Raw genomic sequence first — 21,298 nt, 5'->3', positions numbered from 1 at the left:
GAGAACCTCGCCTGGCGGCGCTGCTTGTCAATAGGCAGCGCAGCCTGTCATTCCATGTAAAAGGAGCGGATCATGTGGACGTCTGGAAGCAAAAAATCGGGGAAGCTGCGCTGAAAAAGGGCATTATTAAAGACCCACACTGGCTGGAGCGTCTTGATGACGCGATGCCGGTGTGGGCCGTATTGGAGCTCATGCTGGAGGTGCTGGAACGGCAGGAGCCGTCCTACAGCAGCTATGATTGATTAGGTCAGCTTCAGCACGTCGGCGACCAGGTTTGTTTTGCTAGCCGCCGCAACGAGCGCTTTGCCCTTCGAGCGGCGGTCTTCAAGCGGCGCCAGCTCCGTTGAGAACGTTGCTTTTTCACCGCCAGCCAACACAACCGTCACATCAAACGGCTCCTTGACGGTAAACGCGCCGCGCAGCACCGCGCCGTTTGGCCGCACGCCCTTGCCTTCCTTAAACTCAAACGAAATAATCCCTTTGCCGCCGCGGCCCTGCAGCTGGTAATCCGCCACAAGCGAGCGCTTCGCATAGCCGAGATCGGTCACGACGACAACTTCGCCCTCATAGCCCTCGATCAGCTCGGCTGCAACGACCTCATCATCGTCCTTGAGCGCCATCCCCCGGACACCGGCCGCAGACCGGCCCATCGGGTTGACCTCATCCTCCTTGAAGCGAATCGCCATCGCCTGCTTCGTGACCAGCAGCAGATCCGCCTGTCCTGTGCTGAGCAGCACCTGCAGCAGCGCATCCTGATCGCCGACCTTGCAGGCGACGATGCCGCCGGAGCGGGCTTTTGCATATTCCTTCAGCTCGGTCCGCTTCACTTGACCTTTGCGGGTGACAAACAGCAAGGATTGCCCCGCCCCTTCAAAGTCGCGCAGCGGAATGACCTGGACGATCCGGTCATCCTTCGCCAGCGGAATAATGTTGACGATCGCCGTCCCGTTTTCCTTCCACTTGTACTCCGGCACCTGATGGACCGGCAGCAGGAAATATTGGCCCTTTTGCGTGAAAATAAGCAAATTGTCGAGCGTGTTCACATCCAGCAGCTGACGCAGGTAATCGCCTTCCTTCAGGCCGGTTTTGTCGATTTCCCCGCCCGAACGAATGAAGGACAGCTTACCTGTCCGCTTGATGTAGCCTTCATTCGATAACGTGACAAACACATCCTCGGCGGTGACCATCACCTGAAGATTCACCTTCAGCTCCTCGACCTCGTCCTGGATACCGGAACGCCGCGCGATTGCATATTTGTCGCGAATTTGCCCCAGCTCGTCCTTGATGACCGCAAGCAGCTTTTTCTCACTGCCGAGAATGCCCTGCAAGTAAGCGATCGTCTTCTGGATATCCTTGAGATCCTTCTCCAGCGCATGAATTTCTAGGTTTGTCAGCCGATACAGCTGCAGCGTCAAAATCGCGTCCGCCTGTCGCTCGGTAAAACCGAAGCGGGCAACCAGATTGTTTTGGGCATCCTGACGATTTTTCGAAGCCTTGATTGCCGCGATTACCTCGTCCAAAATGTTCAGCGCCTTGACCAGGCCTTCCAGCACATGCGCCCGGTCCTGAGCCTTGTCCAGCTCATACCGCGATCGGAACGTGACGACTTCCTTCTGATGGTCGATATACGCTTGCAGCATCTCCAGCAGTCCCAGCTGCTTGGGCGTCTTGTTGACAATCGCGACCATATTGAAGTTGTACGTAACCTGCAGGTCCGTCTTCTTGAGCAAATAAGCAAGCACGCCCTGGGCGTCCGCTTCCTTTTTCAGCTCGACGACGATGCGCAGCCCTTGTCGGCCGCTCTCATCGCGCACCTCGGCGATGCCTTCGATCTTTTTTTCCAGCCGGATGTTTTCCATCGCGGTAACAAGCCGGGATTTGACCACCTGGTACGGAATTTCGGTGATGACGATCTGCTGCCGTCCGCCCCGCATATCTTCGATTGCTGTGCGCGAGCGCAAATAGATGCGGCCCCGCCCGGTCCGGTAAGCCTCCCGGATGCCTTCGGAGCCCATAATAATGCCGCCCGTCGGAAAGTCCGGCCCTTGAACGACCGTCATCATATCCTCCAGGCTGCTGCCGGGACGGTCGATCAACGCGATGCAGGCATCAATCACCTCACGCAAATTATGCGGCGGAATTTCCGTGGCAAAGCCGGACGAAATACCGCTGACGCCGTTGACCAGCAAATTCGGAAACCGCGCCGGCAGCACGACCGGCTCCTTCGTCGTATTGTCGAAGTTGTCCTTGAACTGCACCGTTCGCTTCTCGATATCACGCAGCAGCTCCAGCGCAATTTCGGACAAGCGGGCCTCCGTGTAACGCATAGCCGCCGCCGGGTCATCGTCCATGGAGCCCCAGTTGCCGTGGCCATCCACCAGCACATGTCCCATTTTCCAAGGCTGGGCCATCCGCACCATGCCTTCATAGATGGAGGAATCGCCGTGCGGATGGTAGTTGCCCATCACGTCGCCGACGGTTTTCGCCGACTTGCGGTACGGCTTGTCCGGCGTATTGCCCGCATCGTACATCGCGTACAAAATACGCCGCTGCACCGGCTTCAGCCCGTCACGCACATCGGGAATGGCACGGTCCTGAATAATGTATTTGGAATACCGGCCGAACCGGTCGCCTACAACCTCTTCCAGAAAGGCCGGCAAAAAATTCTCAAGTATAGTCACTTGCTGCCCCCCGCTTATTCTTCATATTCGGTGAAGTCAACGTTCTCGATAATCCAGCGCTTGCGCGGATCGACCTTATCGCCCATCAACGTCGAGACGCGCCGCTCCGCCTTGGCCGCATCTTCAATCTGCACCTGCAGCAGCGTACGTGTCGCCGGGTCCATCGTCGTTTCCCACAGCTGGTCCGGGTTCATCTCGCCAAGCCCCTTGTAGCGCTGCAGCTCTACATTTTTCCCGAGCTTCTTGGTCAGCTGCTGCAGCTGCTCGTCCGTCCATGCGTAATGCACCGAGCTGGCTTTGCCCGCCTTCTTCGTCACCTTGTACAACGGCGGCTGAGCGATGTAAATATGGCCTGCATCAATCAGCGGCTTCATATAGCGGTAGAAGAAGGTCAGCAGCAGCACCTGAATGTGCGCACCGTCCGTATCGGCGTCGGTCATAATGATAATTTTGGCATAGTTGGACTCCGCTGATTCAAACTCCGGCCCGACGCCAGCCCCAATAGCCGAAATAATCGCCTTGTACTCGTCGTTTTTCATAATGTCGAGCAGCTTCGCCTTCTCCGGGTTCATCGGCTTGCCCTTGAGCGGCAAAATGGCCTGATGACGTGAATCCCGGCCCTGCTTGGCCGAACCGCCTGCCGAGTCGCCCTCCACGATAAACAGCTCGTTGCGGCTCGCATCCTTCGATTGCGCTGGCGTCAGCTTGCCGTTCAGGTTCGAGCTTTCGCTTTTGCCCTTTTTGCCGCTGCGGATTTCCTCCCGCGCCTTGCGGGCCGCCTCGCGCGCCTTGGCCGATTGAATCGCCTTCTTCATCACAAGCTGCGCCGTCTGCGGATTTTCCTCCAGAAACACAGCCATCTTGTCGGCGACGATGGAATCCACCACGCTGCGCGCCGAAGCGCTGCCGAGCTGATCCTTCGTCTGGCCGACAAATTCAACCTCGCCCATCTTGATATTGATAACGGCCATCAAGCCTTCGCGGAGATCCTGGCCGTCGAGATTTTTTTCCTTCTCCTTGAGCAGCGCCGTCTTCCGGGCGTATTCGTTCATGACGCGCGTATACGCGGTCTTGAAGCCGGTTTCGTGCGTGCCGCCGCCGCGGGTCGGGATCGAGTTGACGAACGATACGATCGTCTCCGTATATCCGTCATTGTATTGCAGCGCAATTTCCACCTCGATGTCATCCTTGTCGGCCGCGAAATGAATGACCTCGTGCAGCACGCTCTTCTCTTCGTTCAGAAACTCGACGAACTGGCTCGCGCCGCCCTCGTACTGGAACACGTCCGCCTTATCGCTGCGCTGATCGGTCAAGGTTACCTTTAACCCGGAATTCAGGAAAGCGATCTCCTGCAGCCGTTCGGCGAGTGTATCGTAATTCAGCGAGGTGCCGCCCTGAAAGACACGCTTATCCGGCTTGAACGTAATTTTACTGCCGGTTTTGCGCGTATTTCCGAGCAGCTCTAGCCCGGTAACCGGCTCCCCGACATGCTCCTTGCCTGCTTCGTCCACCCAATATTCAAACCGCTGGCGATGAATTTTGCCCTCGCGGTAAATTTCAACCTCAAGCCATTCCGACAGCGCATTGGTCACGGAAGCGCCGACGCCATGCAGGCCCCCGGACTTCTTGTACCCCCCGCCTCCGAATTTCCCCCCGGCATGCAGCATCGTAAATACGACCTGCGGTGTCGGGATGCCCGTTTTGTGCATGCCTGTCGGGATGCCGCGCCCATTGTCCTGTACAGTGATGGATTGATCCTTATGGAGCGTTACATCAATTTGCGTGCAGAATTTGGCCAAATGCTCATCCACTGCATTATCGACAATTTCCCAGACGAGATGATGCAAGCCCGACGAGCTGGTGCTGCCGATATACATGCCCGGCCGCTTGCGCACAGCGACAAGCCCTTCCAGCACCTGAATATCATCTGCGCCGTAGTCGGCCGACGCCGCCGTCGCGAGTTGTTCCGCCAAATCGAGTTGATCCGTCATCGAAAGCCTCCTAAAACCTGTTAAGTCACCAATCATTCAACTATGTTGCATTATATCATTCGAACGGATTAGTTCAATACATCTTTTTTCGTGAATACTGCAAACGATACGATCACGGACAGCCCCACCCAGATGCTCAGAACCGCCAATGAAAACGGTAAATCCATCCCTTTGATCGGCGGAAGCCCCCCGCTTAAGTAGTTGGTCAGGTCCAGATTGACCATAAAAAAATATTTGGCCGTCTCCCATGCGGAGACCATATTGGTCAGGATTGTTCCAGAAATGAGCACGGCAAGCATAATGCCCATCCCCGCCGCCGTCGAGCGGACGAGTACCGATACCATCAGCGTCATTAACGCAACCGAGATGGCCGCAGCCCATACAAGTCCCAGCTCCAGCAGCAAGTAGAACCATTGGTCCACCACATGTACCCGCGAGAAATCGACTTCCGTGCCGGTCACGGCAAAACCGAGCAGCCGCGGCAAATCCCATCCCCCGTACCCGAAAAACAGGCCGGATATCAGGTAGCTGAGCAGCGCTGTCGCCACGACGACAAATGAGGTAAACAGCACCAGTGTAATCAGCTTGCTCAGCAGCACCTTTCGCCTTGATACAGGCCGGGTCAGCAACAGCTTGATTGTGCCTCCCGTATGCTCGCCCGACACAATATCGGCCGCGATGACCATAACCATCAGCGGAATAAACAAGCCGACTGCATTTTCGACAAATTGTACCGTAAAGGTTACCCCGTTCGGCGAAGCGGGATTCACATCTTTATCCAAATAATATTGGGCGATCTTGATTTCTACCTGAACGCGCTGCTTCCATTCCTCCGGCATTCTCGCGCTTGCCAGTCTGCGTGTGAAGTCGGTAATTTTTTGCCGCTGCTCGACCTTCCAGTCCGTTGTGCCAAACTGCTTGAGCGTATTTTGCGCAACCTTCAGCTGCGCGTAAGTAAACATCGGAATAATCGCGGCCAAGATAAGCAGTACGACCAGCAGCCGTTTTTTCTTCACCATCTTGATGCTTTCATTCATCACCAGATTGTACAGGCTAGCCAATTCGCTCACCCTCCGTCAGCAGCAAAAATAAGTCCTCAAGCGTCGGATTTTTCCGCTCAATGCCGTGCAGCTCCACCCCGGCTTCGATCAGCTGCCTGGACAGCAGCGGAACCGCCTCATCGGGCGCTTGCGTGACGATCCGGGCCATCGGCCCTGCCGCTCCGTCCGGGCCATCGTCAACCGACATGCCTTGCCCCTGAACGAGCGGCGATGCCTGCAGCACACGCAGCGCGGTCTCGGGCGGACTAACCGTCCACACAATCGTCGCCTGCTTATCATCCACCAGCGAATCCACCTCGCCGACCTGGATGACCTCGCCGCGGCTAATGATGGCTACGCGATCACACAGCTGCTGGATTTCGCTCAGCAAATGGCTGGACACAAACAAACTGAGGCCTGTCTCGGACAGTCTGCGGATAAATTCACGCAGCTCCTTGATTCCCTGCGGGTCAAGCCCGTTCGTCGGCTCGTCCAAAATAAGCAGCTTCGGATCGTTCAGCAGCGCTTGCGCGATCCCGAGCCGCTGCCGCATCCCCAGCGAATACGTCTTGACCCGATCATGAATACGCCCGTCCATGCCGACGATCTCGACTACCTCGCGGATGCGGCGCTCGTCCACGCCCTTGAGCATGCGGGCAAATTGCTCCAGGTTTTCCCAGCCGGTCAAATACGGGTACAGCTCCGGGTTTTCAACAATACAACCGACATATTGAAGCGCTTCCTCATGCTGCTTGAACACATCGTACCCGCAAATATGAATACTGCCCTCAGTCGGCGCAATCAGACCGACAAGCATCCGGATCGTGGTTGTCTTGCCGGAGCCGTTCGGCCCCAAGAAGCCGAAAATTTCGCCCGCTCGCACATCAAATGAGATGCCTTTGATGATCAGCCGTTTGCCGATCTTTTTTTTCACGCCTTCTACGGACAGCACGATGTCGGCATCTCTGCCTTTTTTGACCGCTTGCTCCATCCCGCCTGCTCCCCTCTCCCACTGTTAGTTCAAAATGGCCGCGATGCGGTCTGCAATCCGCTCATAGCCCTGCTGGTTTGGATGAAAATGATCGGTATACAGAAACCTCGTCCCCTGCAGCTGAAACAAATCATACGTAGGCACTACCGTAATATTCGGGTAGCGGCTGGCCAGCTCAAAGGCCGTCGTATTCCAGCGCTGGACGATCGGCGCTCCAGCCCGGTCCTGATCAAGGTCGAGGAAAGGATGATAAAGTCCCACATATACAATGCGAGCATTCGGGCTCGCTTTGCTGATCTTGTCGAACAGCTCCCCCAGCCGCTTCGCCGCTTCCGGGATGCGGTCCGCCGCTGCCTGCGGATTGAAGCCTTCGCCGAATTCGATGCCGCTGCCGGCTTGCGGCTTCGACTCGCTCTGCCCGTCTCCTGCTTGCTGGCCGGTGGCGGCCTGCTGCTGTCCGTTTGCCGTCTGCGAATCGGCTGCGCCTCCGCTCTGGCCGAATAAGCCTTCTCCGCCAAGGAACAAGTCATTGCCTCCCGCTGTCAGAAGGATCAGATCGGCCTCCGCCATCGCCTCGGCGACATCCGGCTTCGCCTCCCAATCCTTGAGCAGATCCGTTGTCCGGTAGCCCGGCACAGCGAGATTGTTGTGCACAAATACCGGCTTCCCGAGCTGCTGCTCCAGCCGCTCCCGCACGCCGCGCACATAACCTTGGCCGGTAATGTCGCCGGTTCCCGCTGTCAGCGAGTCCCCCCAGGCGACGATCCGGATTTCACTTTTGCTTGCCCAATCCGCACCGGCGGCTGCTGTCCCCCCAGGCTCGGCCGTCGCCGGGCCGGAAGCGGCGGGTGGCGCAGCCGCTAGTCCGGAGCCTGCCGCTCCGGCCTCAGGAAACATAATTTGATTCACCGCAAAGACAAACCCTCCGACACAAATCACCGTCGAAGCGAGCACGCCTGCGCCTACTGCACGCCACATCCAGCGTGTAGAGCTCATGTTTCATCCCCCTCATCCTGTTGTGTAATTTCTGCTAGTGGCACTATCGTTAGAGTAGCGGTTCCCCGGATGATTTGCAAATTCAGACAAATCCCGCATGCGGAACGCATGCCAAAAAGGACATGGCCGGATGGAAACGGCAATGTCCTTGCGCTTGGCTTTGCTGGGCTTGCTTACTCGTGCGTCTTATCCGCCGCCAGCTTGCGGACATTCGCTACCGGCAGCTCCAGTGTATCCGCCACTTCGTCCGCCGTGAACCCTTTTTGCAGCATTTTTTGAACGGCTTTCTCAAGTCCTTTCTCTAGCCCCTGCTCCAGTCCCTGCTCCAGTCCCTGCTCCATGCCTTCTTCAAAAGCCCATTTTTGCCAAACCGGCATCAGTTCCATCAGCTCTTCCCCCTCCTCCGGGTATTGTTCCCTGAATTCACGCAGCAGCTCAGCCTCCTGCTCCTTGTCCGGCGCAAAATACATGTCAGCGATCGACATCACAAGCGCCAGCCGGGCATCGTCCAGCTTGGGACGCAGCCGCAGCAGCATGCGCAAATAGGTCATCCGGACCTCGCGCGCCTCTTTTTTGCTGTAGCCCATCTTGGCCAAAAGCGCAGCCGCCACCGGATTGTCCGAATCCGTGAACCGTCGCCACGCCTGCCGCTTCAGCTCGACCTTGAGAAATTCAAAGCGCAAAATATCGTCATCCCGTCTCCTTCAAAAAGCGGTACTGGGCTTGAATCAGCCCATAGTAGACGCCCTCTTGCGCAATCAGCTCGTCATGGCTGCCCTGCTCCTTGATTTCACCGTGATCGAGCACAACGATCTGCTCGGCATGCCGAATCGTGGACAGCCGATGGGCGATGATGAAGGACGTGCGGCCAGCCAGCAGTGTCTGCAGCGCCTCTTGAATTTTCACTTCGGTCTCCGTATCAATGCTGGCCGTCGCCTCATCCAGAATGAGCACGCGCGGGTCGGCCAGCAGCGCCCGGGCAAATGACAGCAGCTGCCGCTGTCCCATCGACAGCACATTGCCCCGTTCCTGTACCTCTGTATCATAACCGAGCGGCAAATTGACTATAAACTCATGGGCCCGCACCGCCTTCGCCGCGGCTTCGACCTCTTCATCGGTCGCATCCAGCCGCCCGAAGCGAATATTATCGCGGATCGTACCGGAGAAAATAAACGTATCCTGCAGCACGATCCCGATCTGGGAACGCAAGCTGTGCAAGGTAACGTCCCGGATATCGTGACCGTCGATCCGGATGCTGCCCCCCGTTACATCGTAAAACCGGCACAGCAGATTGATAATCGTGCTTTTGCCCGAGCCTGTGTGGCCGACCAATGCAATGGATGATCCGGCTTTCACCTGCAGATCAACCCGTTTCAGCGCATGCCGCCCAGGCTCATATTCAAACTCGATGCCGTCAAAGGCAATATTGCCCTGAATCGGCGGCAGCTGGCTCGCATTCGGACGCTCCGCCACGTTCGGCTGCTCATCAATAAATTCAAAAATGCGCTCCGAGGAAGCCATCGCGATCAGCAGCTGCGAATACATTTGCCCCAGGCGGTTGATCGGCTCCCAGAACTGGCTGATGTACGCGCCAAATGCGACCAAAATACCGACCGTAATTTGCCCCTGCATGACCAGATACGAGCCGAACAGAAACAAAATAAAGTAACCGACCGCCCCTGTCACCTCGATAATCGGGTTAAAGGATTGATTGAGGGTGGACGCGCGGTTCCATGCCCGGTGGTTGTCCTTGTTCATTTCCTCGAAAAACGCCATATTGGCTTGTTCTTGCGTGTAAGCCTGAGTCACCTTAATCCCCTGGATGCACTCATTGAGATGGGCGTTAATCCGCGAGGTTTTCACCTGTACGACCTGCCAAGCCCGGCGAATGCGCAAACGCACCTTCGTCGAGACGATAAACATAATCGGTACGGTAATCATAATCGCCAGTCCCAGCTTCCAGTTGTATACCAGCAAAATGATGATGATCCCGAGCAGCTGCACACAGTCAATGATCAGGTTGACAACGCCATTGGTCAGCAAATCCTGCAGGGAATTGACGTAATTCGTGATCCGCACCAAAATAGATCCGGCCGGACGTTTGTCGAAGAAACGGAAGGACAGCTGCTGAACATGGCTGAACAAGTCGTCGCGCAAGTCGTAAATAACCCGCTGTCCGATCATATTTGTGTAGCGGATGCGGTAATTGTTCGCCAGCCACTGCACGACATACAAGCCGAGCATACTTGCGACGAGGATCAGCAGCTGCGTGCTGTCTTTGTCCTTGATCGCGTGGTCTATGGCAAACGCCAGCAGCATCGGATTCAGCAGCTTGGTGATCGCGCCGACGACCATCATCACCATAATAATCGGCACCATCTGGCGGGCGTACGGCCTCATATATTTGCCGACCCGTTTTACCTGTACCCAATCAAAGCCTTTATCCAGCTCTTCGTCATCCTGGTACACAAACCGCGACTTGACCTGCTCATTCGGTTCAGCTGTCCGCTTCTTGGAAGCTGTGTGTGATGGCGTGCTCATGTAGCAAGTCCCCTCCGTTTCGTAAACGAGCTGGAGACGGCCGCTTCCTGGGACGCCTGCTGCTCCTCAAGCTCAGCCTTGCGCTCGTCGTGCTTCCGGTTCGGCGGCGCCGCCCCGATCGCAGCAGGCTCCGAATCAAGCGCCAATGCCGGACGATCTGAAAATTGAATGTTGTATGTATCCAAATATGGACCGGACACCTGCATCAATTGCTGATGCGTGCCACGCTGCGCGACACGTCCCTGGTCCAGCACGACGATTTCATCCGCATGCTTCAGCGACGAAATCCGGTGCGCGATAATAAAGGTCGTACGGTTACGCATCACTTCCCGGAAGCCCTGCTGAATTTCATGCTCCGTCTCCATGTCGACCGCGCTTGTCGCGTCATCGAGGATCAAAATCTTGGGATTCAGCAGCAGCGCGCGGGCAATCGCAATCCGCTGCTTTTGGCCGCCGGACAGCCCAAGCCCGCGCTCGCCGACAACGGTGTCATACCCGAGCGGAAGCTCCATAATAAAATCATGCGCCTTGGCCAGGCGGGCCGCATGCTCGATCTGCTCCTGTGACACATCGCCGGAGCCGTAAGCAATATTGTTGCGGATCGTCGAGGAAAACAGAAACGTTTCCTGAAATACGACCGCCATCTGGCTGCGCAAGCTTTCCAGCGTCACGTCGCGGATATCGTGTCCATCCAGCGTAATTCGCCCTTCCTTGGCCTGATAGGCGCGGAACAGGAGCTGAATAATCGTCGATTTGCCGGAGCCGGTACCGCCGAGCAGCCCGATCACCGAGCCGGCCGGCGCATCCAGACTAAGGTCGGCGATTGCCGGCTTTCGGGATTCCCCGTAGGCAAACGTAACGTTTTCGAAACGGACATGTCCCTGAACCTGCTGCGGGACAAGCGCATAAGCATTTTCTTTATTTTTCACATGCACATATTGGTGTAAAATTTCCAGCAGCCGCTCGCCCGCCGCCTTGGATTGCGTAAAGTTGTTAATATGAAACCCGATATTCCACATCGGCTGAATAATGTACCCGACCAAGCTGTAGAAGGCGACCAGCTCGCCGAGCGTCAAGCTGCCCTGAATCGCCATCCAGCCTCCTGCCCCGATCAGCAGCACGATGCTGAGGTTGGCGACCAGCTCCATCAGCGGGAAAAACTTGGCCCAGATGCCGGAGGTGACGATGTTGTTATCTTTGTATTCATTGTTGCGCTCCGCGAATTTCTCGATTTCATGCGGCTCGCGGGCAAATGACTTGATCGTGCGCACACCTGTAATATTTTCCTGAACCGTAGTCGTCATCGTACTCATGGATTTGCGGATCAGCCGGAACGCCGGATGAATACGCCCTTCGAACCGGATGGCCGTAAACACGAGAAACGGCATTGCGGCCAGCGTAATCAGCGCCAGCTGCCAGTTCAGCGACATCATCATCATCATTCCGAACGTAAACATCATGATGACGTTCAAAATCTGAACGAAACCAAAGCCGACAAAATCGCGTACAGCCTGCAAATCAGCAGTCAGTCTGGACATCAGGTCGCCCGTTCTTGCCTTGTCATAATATTGGAATGATAAAAATTGCAGCTTGCTGTACAGCGCCCTGCGCAAATTATAGGCGGTTTGATTGCCAAGTCTCGCGCTGAACGCCCCGTGAGTGAACTGAAAGACCGCCTTCAGCGCCATGACGCCCAGCACCGCACCGGCCAGCAGCGGCACCTCATCATATTGCTCGTTGCCAATGACCTGGTCGATCAAATAACGAAACAAATTCGGATACACGAGCCCTAAGCAAGTCGCCGTCATCAAGCAAAGCATCGAAATGACAAAAAACCTTCGCTCTGACCAGTAATACTCTCTCAATTGCTTAAATACATGCATACTGCCCGTTCCTCCTCCCGGACGCCCGCCCTGTTGTTGCTAGTACCGGGGCTGGTTCATCCTGCGTGACTGTTCATTTTTGATTGGATGGCGCGGTTGTAACCGCTATACATGGCTGGGAAGCTTGGTGCTTCGTCAGCGCTTGAAACCGATATCAAGAAAAGCTTCGGATCGAAGCGCCTTCGATGAAGATTCTTCAAAACTGAATTAAAGCGGTAAAGCAATAAAGCAAAAGAGCAGCTTAGAGCCTCAGTGCCAAATGGCCGGGTGAAAGCTCCATGCTTCTGCTTCAGTGAACGAAACGCTGGGCTGTTGAAGCCCCACAGCTCCTCGATTTGACCGCTTGAAGCGTCGGTCAGCGCTGAAAGTGTGACAAAACTCGTAACGTTTGCCGTTATTGTTAGGAGTTTACCACCAACGGTAACAAGCGGCAACAGCCTCTATGTGCATAATCATGGCTGAGATCGGGTATTGCCCCATATCTTGAGATTTCAGCGGCGCTACCCACCTTTTTCGCCCAAATAATACGGATTCGAGCCTTTGAGAGGCTTTTCTTAAAAACAACCTTATTTCCGAAATAAAGCGTTTTATTTTCAGTTCAGCTTCGCTTGAACATCCGGCGGCGCCTTACCGCTAATCCGTCATTATTCGCATTAATCCGATGTGAGATAAAACTCGGGCAGTACATGCTTAAACACGTAAAAGCGCAGCTTCACGGCTCAAGTCCGTGAAGCTGCGCCTCAGAATTCAAATGATGCCCGGTCAACGGATAGCCCCTCAACATGATGGCTCAGAAGGAAGCCAAAAACGCTTGCAGGCGGCTGTGCTTTTCCCGCATGGCCGGCAGGTCCAGCTTCATGTCCAGCGCCTCCAGCAGCCCCGCTGCGTGCTCCTGCAGCTCTGTGGTCCACCGGCCCGCCAGCTCGGCGACGACGGCCCGCAGCTGCTCTGCATACGCGGCCTCCAGCCGCTGCGCCTGCGCTTCAGTAAAGCGGGTCATCGGCTCGACCAGCTTGGCTTCCAGGTCGCGCCGCAGCTGCGATTTTCCATCGCCTTCGTAAAACTGCTTGGCGTTTTTGAAGTACGACGCCAGCCATTTCGCCTGCACATCGTCTGCCTGCAGCAGCTCCTGCAGCTCCGGCGTGTTCAGCTTGAACGGCTCGAAATCAACCGGCTCGAAGGAAGGAATGTCCATCCGCAGCCGCTTCGTCCATTCATCTGCCGCCAGCTTGGCCATGCGGTTGATTTTGTTTTCAATCCGCAGCGTCGTAGCAAGCACCTCCTGGGACAGATCAAACGAAATCATCCGGCGCAAGTCCTCCCAGGCGGACGCCAGCACGGCCTTGCTGTCGCGCGGATCATCGTTGAACAGCGACGGGTTAAACGCGACATTAAACAGCTCGCCGAACCGGTACGTTGTCCGCTGCTTCACGTAATACAGCAGCTCCTGGATTTCCTTGAACAGCTCGCTCACATCTGCTGCATCCGCCGCCTGCTCAAGCCGCTGCACGCCTGCCTGCAAAGCGGCACGCAGTCTGTCGCTCTGTTTCGCGCGATCCGCAGCATCGGTGCGCGCGCTGTCGGTCCAGCTTTGCAGCGTTTCCGCCGCACGCCGAATGTCAGATTGTCCCGCGCGAACCGCAATCTCGGTCAGCTCCTCGAACGTAAAGCGGACAAAATCACGCTCGAAGGCCGTAATTCCCGACTGCGCAGCAAGCGTATCGTCCTGCTGCAGCTTGCCTTCCAGCGCATAATAGCTGGACAACGGATAAATACGCGGATGGCGGATGCCGTGCTGCAGCAAATTGCTTTCGACATGGCCGACAACGCCATCCAGCTCCTCGGCCGAGGAAGCGAGGTCAGCGGCGTTGACGATGAAAAACATTTTATCCAGCTCGAAGCTTTCCTTTACCCGGCCGAGCTGCAGCAAAAACTGCTTGTCGGCATGGGAAAACGCATGATTGTAATACGTGACAAATAAAATGGCGTCGGCGTTTTTGATGTAATCAAACGCTACTCCGGTGTGACGCGCATTAATCGAGTCGGCCCCCGGCGTGTCGACAAGTACAATTCCCTGCTCAGTCAGCGGATTCATGTAATACAATTCGATCAGTTCGACAAAGCAAGACTTCGCTTCTTCCGCCGCATAAGCTCCAAACTCATCGGCGGTAATTCGCACATCCTCGCCCAGCAGCCCATTCATCGCGCCCCAGCCCTGCTGCACCGCACGCAAAAACGCATAATGCGGCTTCCCTTTGCCCGGTATGCGATCGGCCTCCAGCCGCCCGATTGCCTGCAGCGCCTGCTCAATTGTCTCCACCTTGACCCCAAGCGCCTCAAGGGAATACAGCGCATCAGCCACAAGCCGCTCGCGGCTTTTCATCCGCACCTTGGCCGTGCCGTGCGGCCAGCCGGCCTCCGGCTCCGGCGGCATAATTTTGTTAATCGCCGCCGTCGTCGGGTTCGGCGACACCGGCAGCACCCGTTCGCCGATCAACGCGTTGGCGAACGACGATTTGCCCGCGCTGAACGCACCGAACAGCGCGATCGTAAAGCGGTTGCCGCGCAAGCGCTCGGCCTTATCAAGCAGCGAGCGCCGCACCGATTGCAGCGCGGCCAGCCCGCTCAGCTCGGCGGCGGCGGCTTCAAGCCGTCCCGCTGTCTCCCGCAGCCGCTCGCGATGTCCGCCTGCGGCCAGCGTCGCTGCGCCGCCCGCCTTCGCGTCGGCGGCCAGCCAAGCCAGCGCCGGCGCAGCCTCGGCGCTCGCTGCAGGCGCGGCTCCGGCAAGCGCGGAGGCCGCTTGGGATTGCGGCGCCGCCTCCAGCGCCGGCAGCGCAGGCGCTGCGCTCAGCGGCAGCTGCGCCAGCAGGCCGTCGCGGTAAGCGACGTCAGCCTGCTCCAGCCGCTCCAGCGCGCGGAACGCGCCCAGCCGCGATTCCAATGCGCCCAGCCGGGACGTCAGCGCCTCGCGTGCTTCACCGAGTGCTTCGTCCAGCTCGCCGATCAGCTCCTCCACAACCGCCATCGCCTGCTTGCGGTACATCGCTTTTATTTCTGTAGCGATTTGCTTCGCATAGGTCAGCGTATATTCCCCGCCGAAGACCGCTGCTTCATTGACTTGAGCAGCCAGCCAAGCGGGTTCAACCTCGCACACGATCCGTCCGCTCGCTTCATTGACCCGCTCAGACGGCAGCCCTTGGCCTTCCAGCCGCTGCTTCACAGCCTGCTGCACATGACGCGCAATTTGCGTTTGCACCTGCGACGCAAAATCCTTGGTCAGCAGCTCCAGCCGCTGCGCCCGCTCCGCTGCCGTCTTGGCAGCCGCACCAAGCCAACCGACCTTGAAGCCCGGCTTGCGGCTCTCCAAATAGGTGTGAGCCAAATCACGCGTAGCGGCAGGCGTAATGTTCGCATTATCCAGCAGCCTGCCTAATTCCTGACGCAGCTCGGACAGCAGCCCGGCCGGCAGCGCCTGCAGACGCTGCAGCTCCGCCGCAGCTTCGACCGACTCCGACTGTGCGGCTCCGACAGATTCGTCTTCGGCCAGCTGCTGCCGCAGCGCTTCCTTCCCAGGCTCGCCCAGCTCCGCCTGCTTCTCCGCATGCGCGAGCGCAAGCGCCTGCGCCGATTTTTCCAGGCTCTGATGCACCAGTGCCTGCCTGCGTTCGATCAGGCCGCCGATCAGCCAGTCCAGCCTGGCCCATTCGCTGGCCGGATGGTCGGGCGCCTTCACTGAAGTGTACAGGATGCCGTCCGGCCGAACGCCCCAGCTGGCGAAGGCGTCGCGCACACCCGCTTGATAAGCGTCCCAAGCCACCTCATGCTCGCGATGCTTGTCGATCATATTTACGATCAAATACAGCGGCTTGCCCCAATCCGCCATTTTTCGCGTAAAGCCGAGGTTCACCTCGGACAACACATGGTTATAGTCCATCACATAAAACACGACGTCAGCCAAATGCAGCGCAGATTCCGTCGCCAGCTGATGCGCATCGTCGGTCGAGTCGATCCCTGGTGTATCCAGCAATGCCGCGTGACCCTGCAGCAGCTCGATCGGATACGTAATCTCGATCGTCTCCACAGCCTCGCCATTGCGGCAATGCTCAGCGAGCTGGTCTAGCGGCACACGCTCAGAGCGAGCCTGCCCCGACGACGATTTGCGATGATACCAAACGGTCGCGCCTTCCTCGCCGCTTGCGATGCTTACAATATTGGCGCTCGTCGGAATCGGACTGGACGGAAGCAGCTGATGCCCGCAAAGCCGATTGATCAGACTTGACTTGCCTGCCGAGAAATGGCCGCAGAAGGCGAGATTTAATCGTCCGCTTTCCGCCTTGGCCAGCAGCTGCCCGACCTTTTCCGCGTGAGCCGCGTCTCCGGCCGCCAGCATCTGCGCCTGCAAGCCCTTAATTGCTTCCTCAGTCGTGGTAGGCTGAAGTTGCTCGCCAGACTGATCCGGCAACTCCAGCGTTGAAGTAAGTGTGCTTTTCATGAGTTCTCCCATCCTGCTCTCTCTAGGGCGTGTCTCAGACACGCCCTACCAAATCCCCTTACTGACAAAAAGAAAAAACCGAATTGCTTCGGTTTTTAGTGTACCACATTTTCTTTCTCGGGGATAAAGATTTCAAAAACGTCGCGATGCTGCAAAATGGTAATGTCCTTGTCTTTTACTTTCATGACGACGACTTCCGGACGCTGCTTCATGCGAGTCAAATAATTTTCCGGTACGCTGCCGGATTCGGAAACAACGACGCCCTCCACTTGCATTTCTTCGTTCTCCTGCAGAGGCGTTTGCAAAATACGCTCATAAATATCCGAGAAAACCTCAAAATCATTTGTATAAACCGAAATGCACTTCATGTTTATCCTATCCTTTCTTCATTCGAGTCCTTTGCGACTAATCTAGGTTTTTCATGCTTTGGATTAGGTTTCCTTTTGGAGACAGGTTTCATACGTTTTTTACCTTCTCGGCACAAGTCAATCAGCGGACAACTCTCGCACTTGGGCGATTGCGCCTTGCAATGATAGCGGCCGAAAAAAATAAGGCGATGATGGGTATCCGTCCATTCCTCCTGAGGCACACGCTTCATTAGCTTCTTCTCGACCTCCAGCACGGAATCATCCTCGCCTGCAAGCCCAAGCCGCTTGGATACTCTCTCCACATGGGTATCTACGGCAATCGCAGGCACGCTGAAGGCATTGGACATGACGACATTGGCTGTTTTCCGGCCAACACCTGGCAGTTCAATCAGCTTCGCATGCTCCCGAGGCACTTCGCCTCCGAACTTGTCCAATAAAAGCGCGCACAGGGCTTGAATGTTTTTCGCTTTATTCCGAAACAACCCGATGCGGCGTATATCCTGCTCCAATTCTTCAAGCGGAACAGCCAAATAATCCTCCGGCTGCCTGTACTTCTGAAACAAGGTCGCTGTTACCTTGTTGACCGTCTCGTCCGTACACTGCGCTGACAAAAGCACGGCAATCGTCAGCTCAAACGGGCCCGAATGATTCAGCTCGCAATGAGCGTCGGGAAACATGCCTGCAATGGTGTCCAGTATCCGTCGAGCCTGTACTCGGTTCACAAGCAACCCGCCTCTCCTGCGCTTCTATCCTTTAGTTTACCGAATCAGCGAAGCCGAATCAATGAAATATGTCTTGAATTTGCGAATTTTTTCCGAAATCCTCGCAAAACGCCAAAAAATCGTCCCCATAGCAGCAAATCTGCACACCATGGAGACGATTTTCAGCATAGCAAGGTTGCACTACAACGAATTAAGGCAGCTCAATTTCATAGATTTTATCATCAATGGTATAAAGCGTCACTTCATTGTTTTCAACCAGACTGGAAGCATTCACCAATCCCGTGCCTTTATGCACATAAGCTCGGCCAAACAAGGCGTACCGATCCTTGCTATTTGCAGCCGCCGGCTTCAGCAGCAGATGACCGAGAATCGTATCATACGAGGCAACTGTCCGCTTATGCGCCGCAGCCTGATGAATAATGGTTTTCTCGCTGGCGTCCTTGATAATTTCGACGCGATCGCCCGCCTTCAGATCACCCAGCGCTGCGGACAATGTCCCGTCAGCTTTCTTGACCGTGAAGTTTTGTCCAAGCGGCAGCACGTGAACGCCGCCCTGGAAATCTTGAACCGTAATGGTGCCAAGCGCCGCATCAACCGTGTTAACTTTTCCGCGCACCGTATTGACAATGGAGATCATATCCATTTTGCTGCCGGTAAAGCTCGCTTTTACATACTCATCAACCAGTAAATCCTCGAACGCAGACGCAGGCTTGTTCGGGTTATAAATTTTATCGAGGCTGTCGATCGTAAACGTAAAGGTCGCCGGGCCGTTTTCTTCCTTCACCGTCACCTGCTTGGTTGAAGGCGTAACGACGAGCAGCTTGAACACCCCGGATTTTTTCACTGCAAACGAACTGAACATATCCTGCGTAAAAATCAGATTCGCCTGCACCGAGTCACCTACCTTCAAATCGGCCAACGTTCCGTTTGATTTGCTTTGCAGGTCGACAACCGCGCCCGGCGCTTTAAATGTCAAGCTTTTACCGCCGGTTGTACGCAGCGTAACATCGCTTAACGTTGTATTGATTTGAGACACCACGCCATCAATGGACTGCGTGATTTCAATGGACACGACCTTGTCCTTCGACACCTTCATATTGACCTTTTTGTTGCGGTCTGTAACCGTGGTGCCGCTTTGCGTACCAATAAACGATGTCTGGAAATTCGCCAGCGGAATCGTTGAGCCTGCGTATTTGATAATGGTCGCATCCGTCAGCTGAAATGCGCCGTACCCGCCATTATCCTTGGCCACCGTAAGCACCTTGGTCGTCGACTCATAGCTGACGATGCTGGCAAATTCAAACGTATCGACCTGACGGTTATTGACCGTCACCTTCACGACCTTATCGTTCAACAAATCAAGCGTAACCTCGTCGCCCTTTTCCAGATCGAAGAGGCTTGCCGACGACAGACCGCCAATCGACACCAGCGCGTTATCATTTACATAATAAGAAGAGAGCGAGCTGCCGCCGCTTGGCGTGATCGTCAAAATACGCGAGTCTTTACTCACCTCTGTCGTCATGCTGCCCTGTATCGTCGTCACGACATCAGCTTGCTTTTTCACCGTAATGGCAGCAAGCTTATTGGCTTTGATCTCATAGCTGACCGCATCGCCGATATGCAGCTTGGATAAGTCCGATACCATCCCATCCTGCAGCTTGACCACAATCGGCTCCGCTGTCGAATACGTTTCGTTTTGTCCGCCCGTCGCTTCAAGGAAGCTGATCTGGCGCTCCGTTTGGTCAAGACTGAGAATCGTCCCGTCAGCCGTTTTGCTAAGCGGCGTTTGCTTTACCACGATATGAGTAATTTTGGTTTCCTTGAGCAATGTATTCCGCTTCAGCTGGACGATGCTTCCCAGCGGAATGGAGCCGATGCTTTGCCCGCGTCCTTCGTTGTCCGTCACCGACACGTTTGGCGCAATTTCGGCCAGACGTCTGGTGCCGCCTACTTGAACGGAAACCCGCATCTCATCCAAAAACACATCGTTCAAGGTGCCTTCGGTCACTTCCATCTTTTCTTCTTCGTTGGTCAGCTCGATATACAACGCGTTATTCAGGTTTTGCACCAGGTACACTTCGTTGGTCAGCTTGATCTGGCTAAGCGGAATACGGGTGTCGTCCTTGGCCCGATAGACAACCGTGTCCGTGGACAAATTGTAGGTCGTCGTATCGCCCTTCTCATTCAGCACGCTGATTTTTTTATCGGTCAGCTCCATCACGTATCCGATGTTCACGCGGCTGGAGCGGGTTGTCAGCTCTTTGTCCGCCCGGCTCAAAAACGTTGCCATCTGCGCGCGCGTCACTTTGCCGGCCGGGCGGTATGTGTTGTCCTCAAAGCCTTGCACGATCCCAAGCGTCACCGCGGCGTTGACATAACCCTTGGCCCAGGAGGAGAAGCTGTCGGCGTCGTTGAACGCGGAAGGCGATGCCGCCTGCTGCGCGGCTACGGAAGCTTTCCCGATTGCCCGGATGACCAGCTTGGCTACCCATTCACGGGTGGCGTCACGCGAGCCCCACACGCTTTTGGTCGCTCCGCTTTCCACTTCCTCAGCCGCTGTAATAAGTCCCTTGTCAAAGGCATAGGCGACATAAGGTTTCGCATAATCGCTAACAAGCACAGGCAGCACCGTCTCGGCTTTATTCGACAGCGCTTCCGTTTCAAGTCCCATCATCCGAATGGCCATCACGATGACGTCTTGCTGGGATACCGTATTATCGGGACGGAATTCATTTTTCTCATAGCCTTGAATGATGCCAAGCGATGCCAGCTTCGTGACATGCTTGATCGACCAGTGTGCGCCGTCTACATCGGCAAACCGCAGCACAAGGGCTCCAGATGCTGCCGACGAGCCAGTTGTCGAATCAGCCGCGAAGGCCGATCCGCTGAAAGCAAGCGTCAGTGCCACAACGGCCGCTGTCAGCTTGCGCGTATGATTTTTATTCTTTCTTCTCTTCATGAACTCGCTTTCCCCTCTCCTTGTCTTCCGCTATGCTGCTGACTGTTACTTGGCCGGCCGCTTGAAGGGATGCTGCAGCTCCATATGCCCCATAAGGCTTTCGACTTGCTTGCCTTCCAGCAAAATCTCCAGCGTCTTTACTTCCTCAAACTGAAAGGCCGTGCTTTGGAGCGCGGTCAGCAGCATTTCCTCTCCGCCGGCTCCCAGCCTTGCCTCAGCAGGCATAGACAAATTAAGCGTCAGCTGGCCATCCTTCAGCACAGCTGTTTTGAACACCAAATGCTCGGCCAATGCTACAGCTTTGTCGTCCGGCGCCTTTTTCAACACTTGAAAGGCAGCGGCGTATTTGTCTGCAGCCTGGCTGTACTCGATCTTGACTTGCTTCTCCAGAAGCTTCTCCAGGTTCGTGTCGGTGTAATAAGCTTTGATGGTAGCGGACTGCTTTTGCGGCGCGGCCGGAGGAGTTTGTCCGGTGGAGCTGCCTGTCTTCGCGGGCTCGGTTGCCTTGACCGGCTCCAGAGCCGGAGCTGCCTGCGGCTGAACGGCCGGCTTCTGGCCGCAGCCGGAAGCTACCAAGGCAAACAGCGCTGTCGCGGCCGCGATCTTGCCCCAATGTTTGTGCATCAGAAACACT

Annotated in this window: 14 protein-coding genes; 1 reads left to right on the top strand and 13 read right to left on the bottom strand. The window is 56.0% G+C overall.

Going from position 1 to position 21,298, the window contains the following annotated elements; all coding sequences use genetic code 11:
• The first annotated feature begins 74 nt into the window (after positions 1 to 74).
• Entirely contained in the window at positions 75 to 242 is a 168-nt protein-coding gene (locus AC6ROY_RS08860; RefSeq protein WP_500099863.1) for a hypothetical protein, read from the top strand.
• Here AC6ROY_RS08860 and gyrA read toward each other — a convergent pair whose 3' ends face one another.
• The 13 genes from gyrA to AC6ROY_RS08795 form a co-directional block, all read right to left on the bottom strand.
• Positions 243 to 2,681: a DNA gyrase subunit A gene (gene gyrA / locus AC6ROY_RS08855; protein WP_500099862.1), complete on the bottom strand. Its 2,439-nt coding sequence runs from the start codon at positions 2,679 to 2,681 to the stop codon at positions 243 to 245.
• Positions 2,682 to 2,695: 14 nt separating this feature from the next.
• The gene (gene parE / locus AC6ROY_RS08850) at positions 2,696 to 4,672 is read right to left on the bottom strand and encodes a DNA topoisomerase IV subunit B (RefSeq protein ID WP_500099861.1); all 1,977 of its coding nucleotides are present in this window, start codon (positions 4,670 to 4,672) and stop codon (positions 2,696 to 2,698) included.
• A gap of 68 nt (positions 4,673 to 4,740) precedes the next feature.
• On the bottom strand, positions 4,741 to 5,733 hold the full coding sequence (locus tag AC6ROY_RS08845) for an ABC transporter permease (RefSeq protein WP_500099897.1): 993 nt from the start codon (positions 5,731 to 5,733) through the stop codon (positions 4,741 to 4,743).
• On the bottom strand, positions 5,726 to 6,703 hold the full coding sequence (locus AC6ROY_RS08840) for an ABC transporter ATP-binding protein (protein WP_500099860.1): 978 nt from the start codon (positions 6,701 to 6,703) through the stop codon (positions 5,726 to 5,728). Before AC6ROY_RS08840 ends, AC6ROY_RS08845 begins: the two co-directional genes overlap by 8 nt.
• Before the next feature lie 24 nt (positions 6,704 to 6,727).
• Positions 6,728 to 7,699, bottom strand: coding sequence for a GDSL-type esterase/lipase family protein (locus tag AC6ROY_RS08835; RefSeq protein WP_500099859.1), 972 nt, complete (start codon positions 7,697 to 7,699; stop codon positions 6,728 to 6,730).
• 173 nt (positions 7,700 to 7,872) lie between these two features.
• A complete protein-coding gene (locus AC6ROY_RS08830; RefSeq protein ID WP_500099858.1) occupies positions 7,873 to 8,382 on the bottom strand; it encodes an RpnC/YadD family protein in 510 nt (169 codons plus the stop codon).
• Between the two features lie 7 nt (positions 8,383 to 8,389).
• The gene (locus AC6ROY_RS08825; RefSeq protein WP_500099857.1) at positions 8,390 to 10,240 is read right to left on the bottom strand and encodes an ABC transporter ATP-binding protein; all 1,851 of its coding nucleotides are present in this window, start codon (positions 10,238 to 10,240) and stop codon (positions 8,390 to 8,392) included.
• Complete coding sequence (locus tag AC6ROY_RS08820) at positions 10,237 to 12,123, bottom strand: ABC transporter ATP-binding protein (protein ID WP_500099856.1); 1,887 nt, start codon at positions 12,121 to 12,123, stop codon at positions 10,237 to 10,239. Before AC6ROY_RS08820 ends, AC6ROY_RS08825 begins: the two co-directional genes overlap by 4 nt.
• 790 nt (positions 12,124 to 12,913) lie before the next feature.
• Positions 12,914 to 16,615 carry a dynamin family protein gene (locus tag AC6ROY_RS08815; protein WP_500099855.1) on the bottom strand — a complete coding sequence of 1,234 codons (3,702 nt, stop codon included), beginning with the start codon at positions 16,613 to 16,615 and terminating at the stop codon, positions 12,914 to 12,916.
• Positions 16,616 to 16,710: 95 nt separating this feature from the next.
• Entirely contained in the window at positions 16,711 to 16,983 is a 273-nt protein-coding gene (locus tag AC6ROY_RS08810; RefSeq protein ID WP_072327619.1) for an NAD/NADP transhydrogenase alpha subunit, read from the bottom strand.
• 2 nt (positions 16,984 to 16,985) lie between these two features.
• Positions 16,986 to 17,705, bottom strand: coding sequence for an endonuclease III (gene nth, locus AC6ROY_RS08805; protein WP_500099853.1), 720 nt, complete (start codon positions 17,703 to 17,705; stop codon positions 16,986 to 16,988).
• A gap of 190 nt (positions 17,706 to 17,895) precedes the next feature.
• Entirely contained in the window at positions 17,896 to 20,664 is a 2,769-nt protein-coding gene (locus AC6ROY_RS08800) for an S-layer homology domain-containing protein (protein ID WP_500099851.1), read from the bottom strand.
• Between the two features lie 45 nt (positions 20,665 to 20,709).
• Positions 20,710 to 21,288 (bottom strand): GerMN domain-containing protein, encoded by a 579-nt coding sequence (locus AC6ROY_RS08795; RefSeq protein WP_500099850.1) that lies wholly within the window; start codon positions 21,286 to 21,288, stop codon positions 20,710 to 20,712.
• Positions 21,289 to 21,298 lie beyond the last annotated feature (10 nt).

Source organism: Paenibacillus sp. sg306046 (genome assembly GCF_059821225.1).
Note: the sequence above shows the minus strand (reverse complement) of the source record. Positions and strands in the feature narration are given on the sequence as shown.

Coding starts and splice junctions, on each gene's coding strand:
- parE (WP_500099861.1), bottom strand. CDS start 4,672: ATGACGGATCAACTCGATTTGGCGGAACAACTCGCGACGGCGGCGTCG.
- AC6ROY_RS08840 (WP_500099860.1), bottom strand. CDS start 6,703: ATGGAGCAAGCGGTCAAAAAAGGCAGAGATGCCGACATCGTGCTGTCC.
- AC6ROY_RS08835 (WP_500099859.1), bottom strand. CDS start 7,699: ATGAGCTCTACACGCTGGATGTGGCGTGCAGTAGGCGCAGGCGTGCTC.
- AC6ROY_RS08825 (WP_500099857.1), bottom strand. CDS start 10,240: ATGAGCACGCCATCACACACAGCTTCCAAGAAGCGGACAGCTGAACCG.
- AC6ROY_RS08820 (WP_500099856.1), bottom strand. CDS start 12,123: ATGCATGTATTTAAGCAATTGAGAGAGTATTACTGGTCAGAGCGAAGG.
- AC6ROY_RS08815 (WP_500099855.1), bottom strand. CDS start 16,615: ATGAAAAGCACACTTACTTCAACGCTGGAGTTGCCGGATCAGTCTGGC.
- AC6ROY_RS08810 (WP_072327619.1), bottom strand. CDS start 16,983: ATGAAGTGCATTTCGGTTTATACAAATGATTTTGAGGTTTTCTCGGAT.
- AC6ROY_RS08800 (WP_500099851.1), bottom strand. CDS start 20,664: ATGAAGAGAAGAAAGAATAAAAATCATACGCGCAAGCTGACAGCGGCC.
- AC6ROY_RS08795 (WP_500099850.1), bottom strand. CDS start 21,288: ATGCACAAACATTGGGGCAAGATCGCGGCCGCGACAGCGCTGTTTGCC.